Here is a 16,872-nt window from a genome sequence, read left to right on the forward strand (position 1 = left end):
TGGGCGGGTGTGGCGGTGAGTGGTCGGTGGCGAGGGGAGTCTCGGCGGGTTCGGCAAGGACGTCGAGAATGCTGTCCTCGCCTCTTTCGCTGCGGTCGTCCTGCTGCCTGTCATCCCGGCGTTTCTGCGGATGCAATCGGTGCGCGCGATCAAACGGGATATCGGCTTGGAGTCATCCGGGCAAGGCGAAATGACGGCATGATGGGACGGCGGTTTCACCTGCCGGTTCGTCGGGAGCCGGGTCGCCGACCGTTGCGCGCAGGCCCGGAACCGCGGGTTCGGGTCGGCTGATCAGCCGGTCCGTCAACTGCGCCGGGGCTGGAGAAGGACACCGAAGGCGCCGCTGGACGGGACGACGTGGGTGGCGGCCATTGCAACGCCGCGATCTGCGCTCCGGTGACCGGCAGCGGGGGCGAGATCTGGTCGAGCAAGCGCTGCGCCAGAGTGGCGTCGATCTCGAGGTCAGCGCTGATGCGAGCATCGGCGGCGGTCGCCAGGTCCACGACGTCGTCGCTGGTGAACGCCTCACCTCCCAGAGTGCTCAGCCGCCGCGCGAACTCCTGCACATTGATCATCTGCAGCCTCATCCCCCGATTGCCAATGATCCACGGTAACCCCCGCCTCGGCCGGCGGCACCTGCGCCCACCGTGCGGGACGCCACGGCCCACGGCGGGCCGGCTGGGCCGCCACACTTGCGCAGCCGATGCGTCGGACTCCGCGCTGGAATTGCGCTCGACACGGGCCTCACCGTCGGACCGCGCCAGACTCGTCGACCAGGACCGAAGCTACTCGCCCCCGGTACTGAGGCACGGCTCATGCCTTCATCCCCCTTCCCCCGGGGACGCCGCTCGGGTAGTAACGCGCTGTCCGTGCGGGTGTCAGGGGGCCTCGGTGGCGGGTTCGGGCGTGGAGTGGTGGCGGCGGTAGTGCCGGGCGGCTCTGGCGCGGTTGCCGCAGGCGGTGGAGCACCACTCGCGTCGGGGATGGTCTTTCATGAAGTAGAGGACGCATCCGGGGGCGTGGCAGGCGTTCAGGATCAGGTCGGGCGCGGTGAGCAGGGCGATGGCCTCGGCGGCCACGGTGGCCAGGGCGATGGCCGGGTCCGCGGTGGGCGCGGTGGGGCGTAGGCGTAGTCGGTCTCCAACAACGTCCAGAGTGTCCCGGGAGGGGCCGGCGGTTGCCGTTGTGTTGACCACCTGGACGGCGGTGTCGACGTCGCGCATCGCGGAGCGTGCGGGGGGCCGGGGGTCCTGCGTCTTCAGGGCGGCCAGGCGTCGCAGGGCGTCGCGCAGGGTGATGGCGGTGTGGAGATCCGTGGCTGTCACCGACGGTTCGGTGTAGGTGAGGCCGGTTGCTTTCAGCCATCGCGCCAGGTCGGCGGGGGCAGCGAGGGCCTCGTGGACGCCGTGACGGTCGGCCCAGACGGTGTTCATCAAGCGGACCGGCCGGGGTTCGCCCGGCAGCACGAGCACCGTGCTCACGTCCTCAAGGCTTCCCTCATCCATGTTCTAACGGTAACACCGGCTTGTCAGCGTGAGAGCATGTCTGCTACAACTTCTAACGGCAACGACACGCCGTCGGCGTTAGAAGACGTTTGCCTTCGCTGAGGAGCACCACCCATGAGCACCCTGCCCCTGATCGACCCGGCCACTGCCACCGGTAAGACCGCCGACCTGCTCGCCGCCGTCCAGCGCGGCCTCGGCGTCACTCCCAACATGACCAGGGCGATGGCCAACGCCCCCGCGCTGCTCGACGGCTATCTCGCCCTGTCCGGCGCGCTCGCCAAGGGCTCGCTCAAGGCCGCCACCCGCGAGCGCCTCGCGCTGGCCGTGGCTCAGGACAACGCCTGCGACTACTGCCTCTCGGCGCACTCCTACCTCGCCGAGCACGCCGCCAAGCTGTCCGCCGATGACATCGCCGCCGCCCGTAAGGGCGACAACGATGACCCGAAGATCGCCGCGCTGCTCACCTTCGCGGTCGCCGTCAACACCGCGCGCGGCAGCGTCACTGCCCACGACCTGGACCTGGTGCGCGCCGCGGGGGCCAGCGACGAGGAGATCGCCGAGGTCATCGGCCACGTCGCCCTCAACGTGCTGACCAACTACTTCAACAAGGCCGCCGCCGTCGACATCGACTTCCCCGTCGTGACCGCATGAACGAGACCACGACGCCGGCCACCCCCGGATCGGCTGCCGCAACCGTCCGCCCGCCGCTGCCGCCCTTCGACGAGGCCGGAGCGCGGGCCAAGGTCCAAGCCGCCGAGGACGCCTGGAACAGCCGCGACCCCGAACGCGTCGCCGCCGCCTACACGGCGGACTCGCAGTGGCGCAACCGCGACGAGTTCCTCACCGGCCGCGAGCAGATCGTCGCCTTCCTCACCCGTAAATGGGCCGGCGAGCAGGACTATGCCCTCCGTAAGAGCCTGTGGGCCTTCACCGCCGACCGGATCGCCGTCCGCTTCCAGTACGAATGGCGCGACGAGGCGGGGCAGTGGTGGCGTAGTTACGGCAATGAGAACTGGGAGTTCGACGCCGCCGGTTACATGAGCCGACGCGAGGCGAGCATCAACGACGTCCGCATCAACGCCGGCGACCGGCGCATCCACGGCGCCCGCCCGGCCTCCGAAAGCGACGCCGACCTGCCGCTGCGCTGAGCAAGGCGGCCCACCCAGCAGTCCATCTGAGCGGCAGGAGTCTTCATGCACGTCGCGGCACTGTGGCGCTACCCGGTCAAGTCCCTGGCCGGCGAGCAACTCGAGCAAGCAGCCGTCACCACCGACGGCCTGCACGGTGACCGTCTCGTGCACGTCCGGGGTCCCCGCGGCCCGCTGACCGGGCGTACCCGGCCGGGGCTGCTCACCCTGCCGGCGAGCACCGGCGCCGACGGTGTTCCACGGGTGGCCGGCCACCCGTGGAACACCGCGGACGCCGCCGCACTCATCCGTCAACGAGCCGGCGACACCGCCCAACTGCGGGCCTACGCCGGCCCCGAACGCTTCGACATCGGCAACCTCCTCGTCGCCACCGACGGCGCCGTCGCCCGTTTCGGACACGACGTGCGCCGGCTACGACCCAACCTGTTGCTCGGCGGTGTCCCCGCCGACGCCGAGGCCACCTGGCCCGGCCACGCGTTGATCATCGGCGACGCCGTGATCGGGCTGCACTCCCTGCGTATGCGGTGCAACGTCACCACCATCGATCCCGACACCGGACAACAAGACCTCGACGTCTTCCGCCGCCTACGCCGCGACTTCGGCGGCGAGCTGGCGCTCAACGCCTGGGTGATACACCCGGGCACCATCCGGGTCGGCGACCCGGTCCGCCTCACCACAACCACCGCCACCCCGCACCATCTCGGCGGATGGATCGTCGGTGCCCCCTATTCCGGACCCAGCGACTGATGCTGACGGACGGCCTGAGGGGGTCCTACGGAGGCGCCCGGGCCGGCTCAACAGTGGGTGACGGACAGTTGCAGTCCAGACGTCAATGCGCCTTTCGGCGCAGCGCTCATATGCCGAAGAGAGTGCTCATTCCGAGCCCTACCTGAAAGGCCACGGCGTGCTTAGCGGGCCAGCCTCCGAATCTGGTGCTCCGAGCCCTCAAGAAATGCCGCCACGTCTTGCTCGCAATCGTCACCCACCTGGCTGGCCGCCTCGCTGAGCTCTGCCTCCCGACGCCGAAATGCCGCTGCCATTCTTCTTCGGGAGTACCGTGCCGTAGCTATGGTGTGCGGCGAGGTAACCACATAGGAAAATACGCGGAAGGGCTGCGGTGGTTCGGCGCCAGGCGGCCAGATAATGCGGCGCGTCACGTCGGACCGCTCCCCAATCAACCGAGATCTGTCCAAATGGGCAAGCTGCAGATAGTCTGCGATGACAACAAGCCCGTGTACGTTATTGCCGGATGACGGCGCAAGGCCGGAAGCGAGCACCGAACCATTTGACGCCTCGGCAGGCACTGGGCTCCAGAAACGACGGTAGCCTGAAATTGCCGCTGGCCCGACCCGGTTGTGTTGCAAGCCCGCGCGGGTAAGGCTGTCGCTATGCATCATGGTGTCGTGCAGGAAAACGTAAATCAGCTGAGTGCCATCAAAGTTCGCCCATTCTCTCTGATCTCGGCGATCAAGTGAGATAGTCTGGAACCACTCACTTTGAATAGTTTCCCTGTTGCCGTCCAGGTCGAACGTATGAATGCTTTTAAAATCTTCATTGAGGCCACCGACAGTGCCGGTGACGATGAAGATGATTGTGGCTGACGCGCGTGGGATTACATCTCCCTGAACAAGCACCGCCTCATCCGTCAGGGGCGGAATGCGCGTCGTTGGGCAAATCGGTATTCGCACCGTCGTCGGCTCTGCGGAACGTGCCAACGGCCAACTAGCGAACTCGGACAGCTGATTACGTATAAGCAGATCCAGTGGTTTGTTACGGTAGACGCCAATTCCGTCGCCCGGGGTCCACCGAATCCAGGCCCGGGCGTTCAAGTCGCCGATGTCCTCTGTGAATCTGTTGTAGAACCTCGCAGCCAGTGTGAAGTTCCCGGTTCTACTTGCCTCGATTGTTAACTTTGACCGCCAGGTGAGCGGGTCATGACGAAAAAGCTTGAAGACGAATGCGCCAAGCGTAAGGAGTGGGAGCATCACAGCGATGACGGCGTTAACCGCCGCGAATAAGTAGTAAACAAAGGGTCTGCCTTGGACGGTGAACAAGTTGTCCGGACCCCACAAGGACCACAACGCTGTTCGTGCTGCACCCGGAAGACCGAAGGTATCGCTGTTAAGCACGTGGAGAAGCAGAGAAGCCAAAATTGACCACGTGATCGACAGTCCGAGATAGACCAAGAAGATCTTCAAAAATGACAACTGACTGAGTCGTACCGCTAACGGCGAGTAGAGTCGAGGGGGCCGTCGCGGGAATCTCATTCGGGATATGCGCACCTGGCACCTCGCAGAGCGGGACTGCCCGGATGTTATCGGACTTGCGGGCGCTTGTCACGGAGTACTTAACGGACCAAGCTGGAGGCTGCTGTGCTGGAAGGCCATGTCGACAGGGCTGCGCGGGCCGCTGAGGCTATCTTTGCCTACGGGTCGCTCGTCCATCCTGAGACCGCAAAAGCCCTATGCAGTTCGAGCGTCGATCAAGAGCCAAACATCTTTCGAGCGGAACTTCACGACTACAGGCGCGCCTGGTCAGTAGCTACCGACAATATGGTACACGAACAGGAGGTCGCATACTTTGATCCCAGGACTGGCGACCGTCCGGAGCTTCAGGTGCTCTTCTTGAACGCGGAGTCACACACCGGCGCGAGCATTGATGGAGTCATTTTGCCGATAGGTTTGGAGCGTATTCGTGAACTCGACGAGCGGGAAAGAAACTATCTCCGGGTCGACGTCACAGGAATGGTGGATGTAGCCAGAGTTGCACGTGAATGTCAAGTAGATAAGATATGGCTGTACGTCGGACGGAGGCGGGCCACCCTCGCGGCGTCTACCGGCATATCGGCGGGCACGGCAGTGATCTGGCGTGATTACCTCGACCGCGTCACCACCGCTTTCAGCAATCATGAAGGAATGCTGGAACGATTCAGTGCGGAACCACTCCCAGTGGCGCCGGATCGAATTATTGATCTTGAGCGGCGAATGGCGGGGCGTGTAACGTACCCGTACCGCGATACAGATGACGGTGTGAGTAAATTACCGCCTGAAGTAATCGAATACGAATAGCACGACGACAGCTTCTGGCGGCTTGGCCGTATGGTCGGTTCTTGGAAGCGGTCAGGCGAGCGCAGTGCGGAAGTTCTCCGCGGTAGTCGCACGTGACGCTTGATCGTATCGATCCTAGACGTCGAGGAACGCGTCGTCCAAGGTGGCCGACTCGCTCGATGATCGGTGACGTGCTTCGCAGGAATGAATTGGGGAGTTGCTACTACTTCTGTTTCCGATCGGCTTGTTGTGGCTGTCGACGAGCATGTTCCGCGTGCAGTAGGCGCATACCTGGGCCGGTATCGCGGTGAGTCCCGAGTGCACACTGGCTCGGATCTCCAGGTGGTTCGGACCTGGTGTCCAGCGAAGGATCTTGATCCGTTGACCCTGGGCCGAGCCGAGATCGAACGCTACGTTCGCTGGTTGCAGGATGTCCGCCGCTACCAGCCCTCGACCGTCCGCCGGCGCCTGTCGGTCGTGGTCGGCTTCGCCGACCTAGGCGAGGAACACGGGCCCCGGGTCCTGCGCGATCGAGAGCCTTCGCCGGCGGGCGGGGTAGCTCGAGCCGTGTCAGTTCGCCTTGGCCGCGGGGCCTGCGCCGGCTTGAGCGAGGCAGCGCCGGAGCCGTTGCAGGTACTGGTCGAAGGACTCGTCGGCCGGCCAGGTCTGATAGGCCGTGGAGACCGCGGCGAAGGCGAGGTTGAACTGCAGCGTGGCCGTGAGGGGGTCCGTGCCGTCGGTCCGGGTGGCGACCCAGTCGCGGAGGTCGGTGCGGAACTGCTCGCCGAGGTCTTGGGTCGACTGGGCGAGCGCGGGCGATTGAGCCTTGAGCCGGCGCTGCAGGGGCATGCGGTCGGCGAGGCGCTCGTTGAAGCCGATCATGATCGCGGTCAGGGCGTCCCACAGCGGCTCGTCGGCGGGGCGGGCGTTCATGAGCGCGCGCCAGTGGTCGCGTTCTTGCGGGTCCTGGTCGAAGACGACGGCTTCTTTGCTGGCGAAGTAGTTGAAGAACGTCGCCCGGGAGACGTTCGCGGCGGCGGCGATCTGCTCGACGCTGACGGCTTCGTAGCCGCGCTGGTCGAACAGCCGCAGCGCGGCGCTCCGGATCGCTCGCCATGCGGCCAGCTTCTTCTGCTCTCGCAAGCTCATCGTGTCACCTCCTCCGGTAGATCATATCCATGATGGACGCCATCCATTATTAGACGGAGTCTAAGTTCGGTGTACGCTGGGAGGCGCAGCTGGTCGGACAGGTGCCGACCATCAGGAAGGGATCTCCCATGAGCAAGGTCTGGTTCATCACCGGCACGTCCCGCGGTTTCGGCCGGCAGTTCGCCGAGTCCGCCCTCGAACGCGGCGACCGGGTCGCCGCGACCGCCCGCACCACCGGCGCCCTCGACGACCTGGTCGCCAAGTACGGCGACAACGTCCTGCCCCTCGCGCTGGACGTCACCGACAAGGCCGCCGTCACCGCGGCCGTCACCGCCGCCCACGAGAAGTTCGGCCGTCTGGACGTCGTGGTCAACAACGCCGGCTACGGCCTGTTCGGTGCGGTCGAGGAGATCAGCGAGCAGCAGCTGCGCGAGCAGTTGGAGACCAACCTGTTCGGCGTCTTCTTCGTCACCCAGGCGGTGCTGCCGATCCTGCGCGAGCAGGGCAGCGGCCACATCATCCAGATCTCCTCCATCGGCGGCATCGGCGCCTTCCCGTCACTGGGCGGTTACCACGCCTCCAAGTGGGCCCTCGAAGGGTTGACGGAATCGCTGGCGCAGGAGGTGGCCGGCTTCGGCATCAAGGTCACCGTGGTCGAGCCCGGCGGCTTCAGCACCGACTGGGCCGGTTCGTCCGCGGTGCACGCCGACCCGAACCCCGCCTACCAGCCGATGCGCGACGCCATGGCCGCTCGCAGGGCCGGGTCGGCGCTCGGCGATCCGGCCGCCACCGGCGCGGCCCTGCTGCAGATCGTCGACGCCGAGAACCCGCCGCTGCGCGTGCTGTTCGGCTCCCAGTCCACCGAGCTCGTCAAGCACCTCTACGCCCAGCGTCTGCAGACCTGGGCCGACTGGGAGCACGTCTCCCACGCGGCGCAGGGCTGAGCACACCCATGGCCGCGACCACCATGCGGCCGCAGACGTTCGCCCCGTGGGCCCGTGCCTGCTGGGCGGCGTCCGGGCCGTTCACCATCACCATGTTGGTCACGCCGGAAGCAGCATCGATCACCGAGCGGCAGACCGTCCGGCCCGTGCCGCCTACGTCGTGCCAACCAGGCCGTTGCCGCCGCGGCCGAGCCGTGGGCCAAGCTCCGGCGAGCACTCAACACCCTGCGCGAACCACCAGGCGACAATCTCCACGACGGACAGCTGAGCGCACGGAACGGCCGGGAGCCGCCGGCGGGCGGCCCCGGCCGAACCTGACCCCCGAGCCTCAGGACGCCTGCGACAGGATCTGCGCGATCTCCCAGACATTGCCCGCCGGATCGGTGAAGGCGACCGTCCGGCGGCCCCACGGCCGGTCGACGGGGCCGTTGAGGATGGTGACCCCGTGCTGCTTGAGCTCCTCGTACACGGCGTTGGCGTCCTCCACCGCGATGGTGGGAAGCAGGCGCGCGCCGGATTCCGGCCCGGCCACCGGCCGCGGCTCGACGAGCGTGCCGGCCCGGTCGGCCCGCAGGATGTTGATCATCAGGTTCTCCAGCCGGACCACGGCCGAGGCCTCGTCGGAGTAGACGACCTCGAGCCCGAAGACCTTCTCGTAGAAGGCCCGCGTGGCGGCCAGATCCTCCACGAACAACGTGATGACCTCTACCTTGTTCAGTCCTTTGATCACGCGCTTTCCTTCTTTCGGCAATAGTCGCGCTGTGGCAACTGCCGGAGACTAACGGAGGCATCGCAGTCCCCGCAGACCCGAACGCCGGACCCGTCAGGTCCGGCTCAGGTCGAGGGACAGGCGCAGGCCGGCGCCCAGCTCGGTGGCGACCTGATCGACCGGGACGAATCCAACGGCCCGGTAGAAGGCCAGCGCGTGCGGGTTGCCGGTGACCCACAGGCGCCGGTGCCCGGCCTCGCGGGCGTCGGCGACGATCCGCTCGATCAACAGGCGGGCGGCACCGCGGCGGCGCCGGCCCGGGTCGACGAAGAGGTCCTCGACTTCGGGACCGTCGTCCCGGCCGGGGGCGACGGTGGCGAACCCGACGATCCGCTCCGCGTCCGGTGAGTCGGTACGGGCGACCAGAGTGCGGCCGGCGGCAATGCCTTCGCCTGTGAAGACCAGGAATTCGGGCCGGGCCAGCAACATCGCGGCGTCGCCGGCATTGGACAGCGACGCCGCGCGGTAGATCTGCTGCAAGGCCGGGAGATCGGACGCGACGGCGGTACGCACCACCAGCCCGGGCTCGGCACGATCGTCCATTCGCACGGGAACCGGGTCAGCCGCTGGCCGCAGCGGACTGCTGCGCTTGCCAGATCGCTATCTGGACGCCGATGACGCAGATCTGGACGTGCAGCGGCAGCCCGGGCAGGTCCGCCTCGATGGCGCCCGACCAGGCGCTCGTACGGCGCATCTCGCCCACCTTCACGCCGTCGGCCCACAGCTCCTGCCGGTTGCCCCACATCGACGCGCGGCGGAACTCGTAGGTGCGTCCGCCGGCCCGCACGGTCCAGTGCTTGCGGCCGGCCCGCTCGACCAGGGCGACCTCGCCGCCCGCCTCGTCGAACATGCGGTACTTGGTGCCCCAGCCGTTAGCCCGCACCTGATAGTGGCGCCCGTCGACCTCGAAGTCGCCGCCGGTCCGCCACCACGACGGATCCCACACGGCGACGGGTCGTCCGTCGGCGACCAACCGGTAGCGGCCCCGCCACACGCTCATTCGTTCCGCGGTCAGCATGGCTGCAGGGTAGCGGCGCCGCGCTCCCCGCCCGTGCGACGGACGGCGTGGCGGATCATGACTAGGCTGGGCCGGCCAGGTCGGCACGCGGCGGGGGAGCGGTGGAACAGAGCACGGTTTTCGCGGCCCGGGTCGATCGCTGGTCCCGGGGGCGTCCGCTGCTGGTCGACGGGCTCCTCGCCGGTGTCATCTGGCTGGTGTTCGGGCTGCTCAGCCTGCTCGCCGGGCCGACCGGTCTGGCCGTCGCCACCGCGACCGTCCTTCCGCTCGCCTGGCGGCGCAAGCGGCCGGCCGCGCTGCTGGCCTGGACGGCCGCGGTCTTCGTGGTCCAGCTGGTGGTGCTGCCGATTCCCCTGCCGGCCAACATCGCCCAGGCCCTCATGATCTACACGGTCGCCGCGCACGTGGCGTCGCTGGCGGTACGGCTGGGCGCGCTGGGCGCGGCGCTGGCCGGGAGCCTCGCCGCCGGCTTCCGGTGGAGCACCGCGCCGGATTACACCCGCAACGCCTTCGTCATCGCCGCCTTCCTCGCCGTCTTCGCCGGGTTGATCTGGCTGATCGGGAACGTCGTGCGGGGCCGCGAGACCAATACGAGGGCGCTGGGCGAGGCCTACGCGCGGCTGGAGGAGAGCCGGCGGCAACGCGAGCGGTTCCTGGCCCAGCGGGAGCGGGTCGAGGCGGCCCGGGAGATCCACGACATCGTCGCCCACTCGCTCACCGTGGTCGTCGTGCAGGCCGACGGGGCCGAGTATGCCGCCGAGCACGCGCAGCCGTGGGATCGTACGGATGCTCGGGCGGTGCTGGCCACCATCGGGCGGACCGCGCGGACCGCCCTCGCCGAGGTCCGCGGCGTCATCGACGTGCTCCGCGATCCCGAGGGGGCGGACGACCCGGCCGGACCGTCGGTGGGCCTGGCCGACCTGGGCCGGCTCGTCGCGGCGGTCCGGGCGGCCGGGCTGCGGGTCGAGATCCGGGCCGACCCCGCCGTGTTCGAGCGGACGCCCGCCGCGGTGCGCCTGGCCGTGCTGAGGGTGGTCCGGGAGTCGCTGACCAACGTGCTGAAGCATGCCGGCGCCGGGGCCACGGCCCGGGTGGTCGTGGAGCGAACGCCGGGGGCCGTACGGGTGCGCGTCGAGGACGACGGCGCCGGCCCCGCCCCCGGGGTGGTCGCGGCCGGGCCGGGTCACGGGCTCGGCGGGATGCGGGAACGGCTCCGGGCCCTGGACGGTGCTCTGGCGGCCGGTCCACGCCCGGGCGGCGGGTTCGGCGTCGAGGCCACCGTCCCGGTTGCCGCCGGCGGCGGGCGACCATGAGCCCGTCCGAGCCGATCCGGGTGTTTCTCGTCGACGATCAGGAACTCGTCCGCGCCGGTTTCGCGATGATCCTGAACGCGGCCCCGGACCTGCGGGTGGTCGGGTCGGCCGGCGACGGGCAGGCGGCACTCGACACGCTGCGGCAACCCCGGCACCGGGCCGACATCGTCCTGATGGACATCCGGATGCCCGGCCTGGACGGGGTGGAGACCACCCGGCGCCTGCTCGCCGCCCCGGATCCGCCGCGGGTCGTCATGCTGACGACCTTCGACACCGACGACCTGCTGGTCGCCGCCCTGCGCGCCGGGGCGTCCGGATATCTGGTCAAGGACGCCGGCCCGGCCGAGCTGCTGGCGGCGATCCGGGCCGCGGCGGCCGGCGAGTCGCCGGTCTCACCCCGGCTCGTCCGTCGCCTGATCGACTCGTTCGTCCTCGCGGCGCCGACCGCGTCCACCGCCGGCCGGCCGGACGGCGTGCCGCCCGGCCTGGCCCGGCTCACGGCGCGCGAGCGGGAGATCCTCGCGGCGATCGGGCTGGGGCTGACCAACGGCGAGATCGCCGCCCGGCTGCACGTGGTGGAGTCGACCGTCAAGACCCACGTCGGCTCGGTGCTGCGCAAGCTGGAGGCGCGCGACCGGGTCCAGGCGGTCATCCTCGCCCAGACACTGGGGCTGACCGGCGAGCCGCCCGCGCCCGGCTGACGCCGATCGTGACGGCGCACGCGGCGGTGCCGGCGAGCACGAACAGACCCGTGTCACCGCTGAGGTACTCGTTGACCAGCACCGGCCGCCCGGTGGCGACCGGGATGGTCAGCGCGGCGAAGGTGGCGTTGTGCGCGAAGTGGGCCAGCACCGCCGGCCAGACGCTGGCCGACACCGTCCGCAGGTAGCCGAACAGGAACGAGAACGCGAGCACGGAGCCGCCGAACAGCGTGAGCACCAGGACCCGGTTGCCCTCGCTGTGGTAGTACGGCGTGAGGAGGATGTACGGCAGGTGCCAGCCGATCCAGACGACCCCGACCGTGAGCATCGCCGCCCGTTCGCCCAGGAAGGCGAGCCGCGGCTGAAGGTACCCGCGCCAGCCGATCTCCTCCGCGAAGGCCAGGATCGGGCCGGCGACGCACAGCGCCAGCACGTCGGTCAGCCACGGCTGCGGCGGGACGGTGAACCGGGCGAAGCCCAGCGCCACGACGCCCAAGGTCGCGAGCACGCAGACGCCGGCGGTGGTGGCGATCGTCAGCGGCCAGGAGCGCAGCCCGAGCCGGCCCGTCCCGAGCCGGGCCCAGCCGTCGCGCGCATAGCCCTCCCGGGTGACGACCAGGAGCATCGCCAGCACCACGAGCAGCGGCGAGAAGGCCAGGATCAGGCCTCCGGCAACGTTGGCGGTGCCCAGCGAGACCCCGAGGACCAACAGGACGAAGACGATCGACGCGGTGCGATCGGAGAGCGTGGCGAACACGGACGGACCCGCTTTCGGTGAAGGTCCGCCCAGTGTCGGCGGGCGCTCACCCGCCGCCATCCACCGACGGTCGGAACCTCGGCGGCGTGCTCAGCGCCGTCTCCGCCCGGGGTACCGGTACCAGGGTCGCGCTCTCCCGGCCCCCGGCGCTCTACTGTGGACTTCGGATCGGTACCGACACGGCGGCCGGCTGTCGTACGCTGGCCCGGTGATCGACTTTCGCACCGCGGTGGAAGCCCGTGACCCCGAGGCCATCGCGGCGACCCTGGCCGACGACGTGGTGTTCCGCAGCCCGGTGGCGTTCAAGCCGTACCCGGGCAAGGCCCTCACCGCGGCGATCCTGCGCGGCGTGCTGCGGGTGTTCGAGGATTTCCGGTACGTCCGTGAGCTGAGCGGCGACGGCGGCCGCGACCACGCGCTGGTGTTCCGGGCGCGGATCGGTGAGGTGGCCGTCGAGGGCTGCGATTTCCTGCACCTGAACGACAGCGGGCTGATCGACGAGTTCACCGTCATGGTCCGTCCGCTGTCGGCCGCGCAGGCCCTGGCCGGCGCGATGGCCGCCCAGTTCGAGCAGATCCAGCGCGAGGCCGCCGCCGGCTGATCGGCCGCCGGACCGGGTGGCGGTCGTCGGCTACGGTCGGAGCGGTTCCACACGGTGTGCCGGGAAGCCTGGTCGGCGTCGTCGCCGCGCGCCCGGAGGTCGCTGTGTGGGAGTTCGCCGTTCTCGGCCTGGCCGGCCTGATCGTCATGACCGTCGCCGCCGATCAGCTCGTGGTCGGGTCCGGCCGGCTGGCGGCGCGCTGGGGCGTCTCGCCGGTGGTCGTCGGCGTCGTGGTCATCGGGTTCGGCACCAGCGCCCCGGAGCTGGTGGTCTCCGGGCTGGCCGCCGCCCACGGCGAGACCGGGCTGGCGCTGGGCAACCTCGCCGGGTCCGACATCATCAACCTGACGCTCGTCCTCGGCCTCGCCGGCCTCGTCGGCCCGCTGGCGGTGCGGTCCTCGGTCCCGCGCCGGGAGGCGCCGCTGGCCGCGGCCGCCGTCGCCCTGTTCGCGCTGCTCGCCGCGGTCGGGCTCGGCCGGGCCGGCGGCGCGGTGCTGGCCCTGGCCACCGGGGGCGCGGTCGTGCTGCTGCTGCGCTTCTCCCGGGTACGCCCGGCCGACCCGATGGCGGCCGAGGTGACCGAGTTCCTCGCCACCGGCCCGGCTCCGCGGGCCGGCCGGGACGTCCTCCGGGCGCTGCTGGGGCTGGCCGGCACGCTGCTCGGCGCGCAGGTGCTGGTCAGCAGCGCCGCCGGGGCGGCCGGACGGCTCGGCCTGTCGCCGGCCGTCATCGGGTTCACCGTCGTCGCCCTCGGCACCTCCGTGCCCGAGCTGGTCACCACGGTGCAGGCCCAGCGCCGGCGGGAGGGGGACCTGGTGGTGGGCAACCTGCTGGGCAGCAACCTGATCAACAGCGTGGGCGGCGGGGCGCTGGTCGGGCTGGCCGGGCGCGGTACGCCGGCCCGTCTCGGGTGGCCCGCCGCGGGCGCGCTGGTCGGGGTGAGCCTGCTGGCCTGGCTGCTGCTGCACCGGCGCCGGCGGCTCACCCGTCCCGAGGCGGGCCTGCTGCTGGTCGTCTACCTGCTCACCGTGCCGCTCCTGGTCTAGGCGGCGGTGGTGAAGCGGCGGGCGGCCGGTCCCTCCAGCCGGCCTGGTGGGAGCCGCCGGCCACAGACGACGAGCAGCAGATCCTGGGCGGCGCCGCGTCCGGGGCTGCCCGACCCGTACGTCCAGTCCAGGTCCGTGGCCCGCAGGCTGACGCCCGTCAGGTCCGTACCGAAGAAGCCGATGTTCCTCGGGCGCAGCCCGGCCAGCACCAGGCCGACCCGCTCGGGCGGCGGCCGGCGGTCCAGGCCGAGCCCGACCGTGATGTCCAGTCCGTGGATGAGGTCGTGCGAGAGGGCGCCCTCGGCTCCGCCGCCCGGCGGGGTCCACGGGTGGTCGATGTTGTCGCGCAGCGCCGCGATCAGCCGGTCGGGCGTCATCCGGGCGGCGTCGCGGCGGGCCGCGCGGTCGGCCATGCGGTTGACGTCGCCGCGGGCGCGGGCCAGGTCCAGCAGGACGCGGGCGGTCGAGGTGCGGTACGGCATGGTCGTGTGGGCGATGACCTCGCGCACCCGCCAGCCGGCGCAGAGGGTCGGGGCGTGCCACTGCTCGGGGGTCAGGGTGGCCAGCAGGTCGGCCTGGTCGGCGCGTTCCGCGCGGACCTCGGCTTGCGGGTTCGGCATCGGGATGACTCCTGGTCGAAGGGCTTTGCAGGAGTACGGTCCGGGCCGGCGAAAGTAATCGGGCGCGGCCTCACCAGGTGGGGCGCAGCCGGCCCGGGGTGGCCAGGCGGGACAGGTCCGCCCGCAGCGCGGCCAGGCGTTGCGGGCCGAGGGTGTCGGCCCAGGGCCGCAGGACCTCCGCGGCGGCCTCGTCCGCGGCCCGGGTGCAGGCCCACCCCTTCGGGGTCAGCACGATCAGGCGGGCCCGGGCGTCCTGCGGGTGCGGGCCGCGGGTCACGTACCCCTTGGTCACGAGCTCCTCCACCATCTGGCTGGCCGCCTGCTTGGTCACGTCGAGGTGCTCGGCCAGCTGGCCCACGGTGGCGCCGTCGCCCGCGAGGCGGGCGAACGCGAAGCCGTGCGCCGGGCGCAGGTCGGCGAAGCCGCGCGCCCGGACGCCGGCGTCGATGCCGTCCACCAGGGCGCGGGCGGCGCTGAGCAGCAGCACCGGCAGGTCGAGAAGATCGCGGTCCACGGAAGGAGTTTGACAGATACGTCAAGCTACTTGACTATTTGGTCAAGCAGATTGACTATCGGAAGGGGATCATCATGTCGGTCGTCCGGGAGCGCGACGCCGTCGCCCATCGGCTGCACGGCTCCACGTTCCACTCCTTCGTCGCGCCGTCGTCCGGCAGCGCCGAGCTCTGTGCCTGGCGGCTCGAGGTCGCCCCCGGCACGACCGGGGTGCCGCACCGGGTCAGCCGCGAGGAGGTGCTGCTCGTGCTGACCGGGGAGCTGACCGCGACCATCGACGGCGCCGCCACGACGGTGCGCCGCGGCGAGGTCGCGTTCGTGCCGGCCGGGGCGCGGTTCGCCCTGGACAACACCGCGGACGCCCCGGCCACCGCGTGGGTCACCACCAGCGTCGGCCTGGAGGCGACCCTGCCGGACGGCTCGTCGATCAGCCCGCCCTGGGTGCGCTGAAGCAGGGGCTGACGGCAGAACGCCGCCACCCCGGTGGGATGGCGGCGTTCGCGGTCGACGGCGATCAGCCGGCGAGCCCGGCCTACTTCGACGGCTCGGGGATGTCGCAGGTGATCTTCGGGTTGACGCCCAGCCAGTTCAGCGGGCCGGCGACCACCGTGACGACGACCGTGCCGGCTTCGGCACAGCTCGCGTCGCCGGTGTCCTTGAAGTATCCGCGCTCGAACGCGGCGACGGCGCCGAGGACGAGCCAGAGGACGAGAATGACTCCGCCGATTGATCCTGCGCGCATCGGGGCTCCTTGGTCGTGGGGACTGGCCGCGAGATACCCCGAATGCTTCGATCTTTAAACGGGCAGGCGTACCGCCTGCAGGGTGTAGCTGTGCGGCAGCCGCTCGGGACGGTCGGTGAGCTGCCATTCGTCGTGAGCGACCCGGCGCATGTGGCCGGGCAGCGCCTCCCACGGCACGCTGTCCTGCTCGGCCAGCCCGGTCACCGCCATCCCGGCGTCGATCAGGGCGGTCACCGTCTCACCCAGGCCGTGATTCCACTCGTGGGTGGTGTTGTGCACGAACTCGGCCTCGGTCTCGACGTACGTGCCGCCCTCGGTCCAGACCGTCGGCTCCGGCTGCTCGAAGTACGGGTGCTCCAGCGCGAGCACCCCGCCCTCGGGCAGCGGGTCGGCCAGTGCCCACAGCACCGGATGGCCCTCGCGGAGGAACAGCCGCCCGCCGGGGCGCAGCAGGTCGGCCACGACCCGCGCCCAGCGGCGGATGTCCGGCAGCCAGCAGAGCGCCCCGATGCCGGTGTACACGAGGTCGAAGCCGCCGCGGCCGAGGGCGTCGGCCGCGGCGTAGACGTCGGACTCGACGTAGTCGACCGCGGCGCCGGCCAGCGCGGCGATGCGGCGGGCCTCGGTGAGCGCGGCCGGGGAGAAGTCCACGCCGGTCATGGTCGCGCCGAGGCGGGCCAGCGACACGGTGTCGGTGCCGATGTGGCATTGCAGATGCACGCCGCGCAGGCCGCTGACGTCGCCCAGCAGGGGCAGGTCGTAGCGGACCACGGCGCTGAGGTGGGCCGGATCGTCGGCGAACGCCGCCACGCCGTAGTCGGCGGAGGCGGCATGGGCCGGCGCGCGTTCGTCCCAGCTGGCCAGGTTCACGGTGCGGTAGTCGCTCACGGCCGGACGGTATCCCACGACCGGCCAGGTCACGAGGTGGTTTCCGGGCCGCCGGTGCCACATGATGGCAGTGGCATAGCGTGAGACGGCAGGTCGACGGGGCTGAATGCG

The 16,872-nt window shown here is 70.1% G+C and carries 23 protein-coding genes; 11 read left to right on the forward strand and 12 right to left on the reverse strand.

Translation table 11 applies throughout. The features are described from left to right. The first annotated feature begins 19 nt into the window (after nt 1-19). Nucleotides 20-202, forward strand: a complete 183-nt coding sequence (locus Ani05nite_RS08030; protein ID WP_203766447.1) for a hypothetical protein — start codon at nt 20-22, stop codon at nt 200-202. 13 nt (nt 203-215) lie between these two features. On the opposite strand, the gene Ani05nite_RS08035 is transcribed toward Ani05nite_RS08030, so the two are convergent. Further along, a complete protein-coding gene (locus tag Ani05nite_RS08035) occupies nt 216-587 on the reverse strand; it encodes a hypothetical protein (protein ID WP_203766449.1) in 372 nt (123 codons plus the stop codon). Nucleotides 588-878: 291 nt separating this feature from the next. Beyond that, nucleotides 879-1,505 carry a CGNR zinc finger domain-containing protein gene (locus tag Ani05nite_RS08040; RefSeq protein ID WP_203766451.1) on the reverse strand — a complete coding sequence of 209 codons (627 nt, stop codon included), beginning with the start codon at nt 1,503-1,505 and terminating at the stop codon, nt 879-881. Between the two features lie 114 nt (nt 1,506-1,619). Here Ani05nite_RS08040 and Ani05nite_RS08045 point away from each other — a divergent pair, with 114 nt between their 5' ends. The 3 genes from Ani05nite_RS08045 to Ani05nite_RS08055 are packed head-to-tail and all read left to right on the forward strand — an operon-like array spanning nt 1,620 to nt 3,400. After that, nucleotides 1,620-2,156 (forward strand): carboxymuconolactone decarboxylase family protein, encoded by a 537-nt coding sequence (locus Ani05nite_RS08045; RefSeq protein WP_203766453.1) that lies wholly within the window; start codon nt 1,620-1,622, stop codon nt 2,154-2,156. Continuing rightward, nucleotides 2,153-2,653: a nuclear transport factor 2 family protein gene (locus Ani05nite_RS08050; protein WP_203766455.1), complete on the forward strand. Its 501-nt coding sequence runs from the start codon at nt 2,153-2,155 to the stop codon at nt 2,651-2,653. Before Ani05nite_RS08045 ends, Ani05nite_RS08050 begins: the two co-directional genes overlap by 4 nt. Nucleotides 2,654-2,698: 45 nt before the next feature. Further along, nucleotides 2,699-3,400, forward strand: a complete 702-nt coding sequence (locus tag Ani05nite_RS08055; RefSeq protein ID WP_203766457.1) for an MOSC domain-containing protein — start codon at nt 2,699-2,701, stop codon at nt 3,398-3,400. Between the two features lie 161 nt (nt 3,401-3,561). On the opposite strand, the gene Ani05nite_RS08060 is transcribed toward Ani05nite_RS08055, so the two are convergent. After that, nucleotides 3,562-4,860, reverse strand: coding sequence for a hypothetical protein (locus Ani05nite_RS08060; protein ID WP_203766459.1), 1,299 nt, complete (start codon nt 4,858-4,860; stop codon nt 3,562-3,564). 165 nt (nt 4,861-5,025) lie between these two features. Here Ani05nite_RS08060 and Ani05nite_RS08065 point away from each other — a divergent pair, with 165 nt between their 5' ends. Continuing rightward, nucleotides 5,026-5,721: a hypothetical protein gene (locus tag Ani05nite_RS08065; RefSeq protein WP_203766461.1), complete on the forward strand. Its 696-nt coding sequence runs from the start codon at nt 5,026-5,028 to the stop codon at nt 5,719-5,721. 549 nt (nt 5,722-6,270) lie between these two features. On the opposite strand, the gene Ani05nite_RS08070 is transcribed toward Ani05nite_RS08065, so the two are convergent. After that, nucleotides 6,271-6,849: a TetR/AcrR family transcriptional regulator gene (locus tag Ani05nite_RS08070; RefSeq protein ID WP_203766463.1), complete on the reverse strand. Its 579-nt coding sequence runs from the start codon at nt 6,847-6,849 to the stop codon at nt 6,271-6,273. Nucleotides 6,850-6,977: 128 nt separating this feature from the next. Between Ani05nite_RS08070 and Ani05nite_RS08075 the strand changes: the two genes are divergently transcribed. Further along, nucleotides 6,978-7,793: an oxidoreductase gene (locus tag Ani05nite_RS08075; RefSeq protein ID WP_203766465.1), complete on the forward strand. Its 816-nt coding sequence runs from the start codon at nt 6,978-6,980 to the stop codon at nt 7,791-7,793. 328 nt (nt 7,794-8,121) lie between these two features. Here the strand turns inward: Ani05nite_RS08075 and Ani05nite_RS08080 are convergent, their stop codons facing one another. From Ani05nite_RS08080 to Ani05nite_RS08090, 3 genes are all read right to left on the reverse strand, one after another. Next, entirely contained in the window at nt 8,122-8,523 is a 402-nt protein-coding gene (locus Ani05nite_RS08080; protein ID WP_203766467.1) for a VOC family protein, read from the reverse strand. 93 nt (nt 8,524-8,616) lie between these two features. Beyond that, complete coding sequence (locus Ani05nite_RS08085) at nt 8,617-9,105, reverse strand: GNAT family N-acetyltransferase (protein ID WP_203766469.1); 489 nt, start codon at nt 9,103-9,105, stop codon at nt 8,617-8,619. A gap of 16 nt (nt 9,106-9,121) precedes the next feature. Next, the gene (locus tag Ani05nite_RS08090) at nt 9,122-9,580 is read right to left on the reverse strand and encodes a hypothetical protein (protein WP_203766470.1); all 459 of its coding nucleotides are present in this window, start codon (nt 9,578-9,580) and stop codon (nt 9,122-9,124) included. Nucleotides 9,581-9,681: 101 nt separating this feature from the next. Here Ani05nite_RS08090 and Ani05nite_RS08095 point away from each other — a divergent pair, with 101 nt between their 5' ends. Both Ani05nite_RS08095 and Ani05nite_RS08100 read left to right on the forward strand, forming a co-directional pair. Then, nucleotides 9,682-10,893: a sensor histidine kinase gene (locus Ani05nite_RS08095; protein WP_203766471.1), complete on the forward strand. Its 1,212-nt coding sequence runs from the start codon at nt 9,682-9,684 to the stop codon at nt 10,891-10,893. After that, the gene (locus Ani05nite_RS08100) at nt 10,890-11,594 is read left to right on the forward strand and encodes a response regulator (RefSeq protein ID WP_203766472.1); all 705 of its coding nucleotides are present in this window, start codon (nt 10,890-10,892) and stop codon (nt 11,592-11,594) included. Before Ani05nite_RS08095 ends, Ani05nite_RS08100 begins: the two co-directional genes overlap by 4 nt. On the opposite strand, the gene Ani05nite_RS08105 is transcribed toward Ani05nite_RS08100, so the two are convergent. Continuing rightward, nucleotides 11,542-12,351, reverse strand: coding sequence for a CPBP family intramembrane glutamic endopeptidase (locus tag Ani05nite_RS08105; RefSeq protein ID WP_203766473.1), 810 nt, complete (start codon nt 12,349-12,351; stop codon nt 11,542-11,544). The genes Ani05nite_RS08100 and Ani05nite_RS08105 overlap by 53 nt on opposite strands. Nucleotides 12,352-12,559: 208 nt before the next feature. Between Ani05nite_RS08105 and Ani05nite_RS08110 the strand changes: the two genes are divergently transcribed. Next, nucleotides 12,560-12,952: a nuclear transport factor 2 family protein gene (locus Ani05nite_RS08110; RefSeq protein WP_203766474.1), complete on the forward strand. Its 393-nt coding sequence runs from the start codon at nt 12,560-12,562 to the stop codon at nt 12,950-12,952. 146 nt (nt 12,953-13,098) lie between these two features. Beyond that, nucleotides 13,099-13,998, forward strand: a complete 900-nt coding sequence (locus Ani05nite_RS08115) for a sodium:calcium antiporter (RefSeq protein ID WP_203766607.1) — start codon at nt 13,099-13,101, stop codon at nt 13,996-13,998. On the opposite strand, the gene Ani05nite_RS08120 is transcribed toward Ani05nite_RS08115, so the two are convergent. Together Ani05nite_RS08120 and Ani05nite_RS08125 are read right to left on the reverse strand one after the other, a co-directional pair. After that, nucleotides 13,995-14,618 (reverse strand): maleylpyruvate isomerase family mycothiol-dependent enzyme, encoded by a 624-nt coding sequence (locus tag Ani05nite_RS08120; protein ID WP_203766475.1) that lies wholly within the window; start codon nt 14,616-14,618, stop codon nt 13,995-13,997. The genes Ani05nite_RS08115 and Ani05nite_RS08120 overlap by 4 nt on opposite strands. 70 nt (nt 14,619-14,688) lie before the next feature. Further along, nucleotides 14,689-15,132, reverse strand: coding sequence for a MarR family winged helix-turn-helix transcriptional regulator (locus tag Ani05nite_RS08125; protein ID WP_239129477.1), 444 nt, complete (start codon nt 15,130-15,132; stop codon nt 14,689-14,691). Nucleotides 15,133-15,206: 74 nt separating this feature from the next. Between Ani05nite_RS08125 and Ani05nite_RS08130 the strand changes: the two genes are divergently transcribed. Then, a complete protein-coding gene (locus tag Ani05nite_RS08130; protein WP_203766476.1) occupies nt 15,207-15,581 on the forward strand; it encodes a cupin domain-containing protein in 375 nt (124 codons plus the stop codon). Between the two features lie 82 nt (nt 15,582-15,663). Here the strand turns inward: Ani05nite_RS08130 and Ani05nite_RS08135 are convergent, their stop codons facing one another. Then, nucleotides 15,664-15,873, reverse strand: coding sequence for a hypothetical protein (locus Ani05nite_RS08135; RefSeq protein WP_203766478.1), 210 nt, complete (start codon nt 15,871-15,873; stop codon nt 15,664-15,666). 54 nt (nt 15,874-15,927) lie between these two features. Next, nucleotides 15,928-16,761, reverse strand: coding sequence for a class I SAM-dependent methyltransferase (locus Ani05nite_RS08140; RefSeq protein WP_203766480.1), 834 nt, complete (start codon nt 16,759-16,761; stop codon nt 15,928-15,930). Nucleotides 16,762-16,872 lie beyond the last annotated feature (111 nt).

The sequence above is a fragment of the Actinoplanes nipponensis genome (assembly GCF_016862275.1).
GTDB classification, from domain to species: domain Bacteria; phylum Actinomycetota; class Actinomycetes; order Mycobacteriales; family Micromonosporaceae; genus Actinoplanes; species Actinoplanes nipponensis.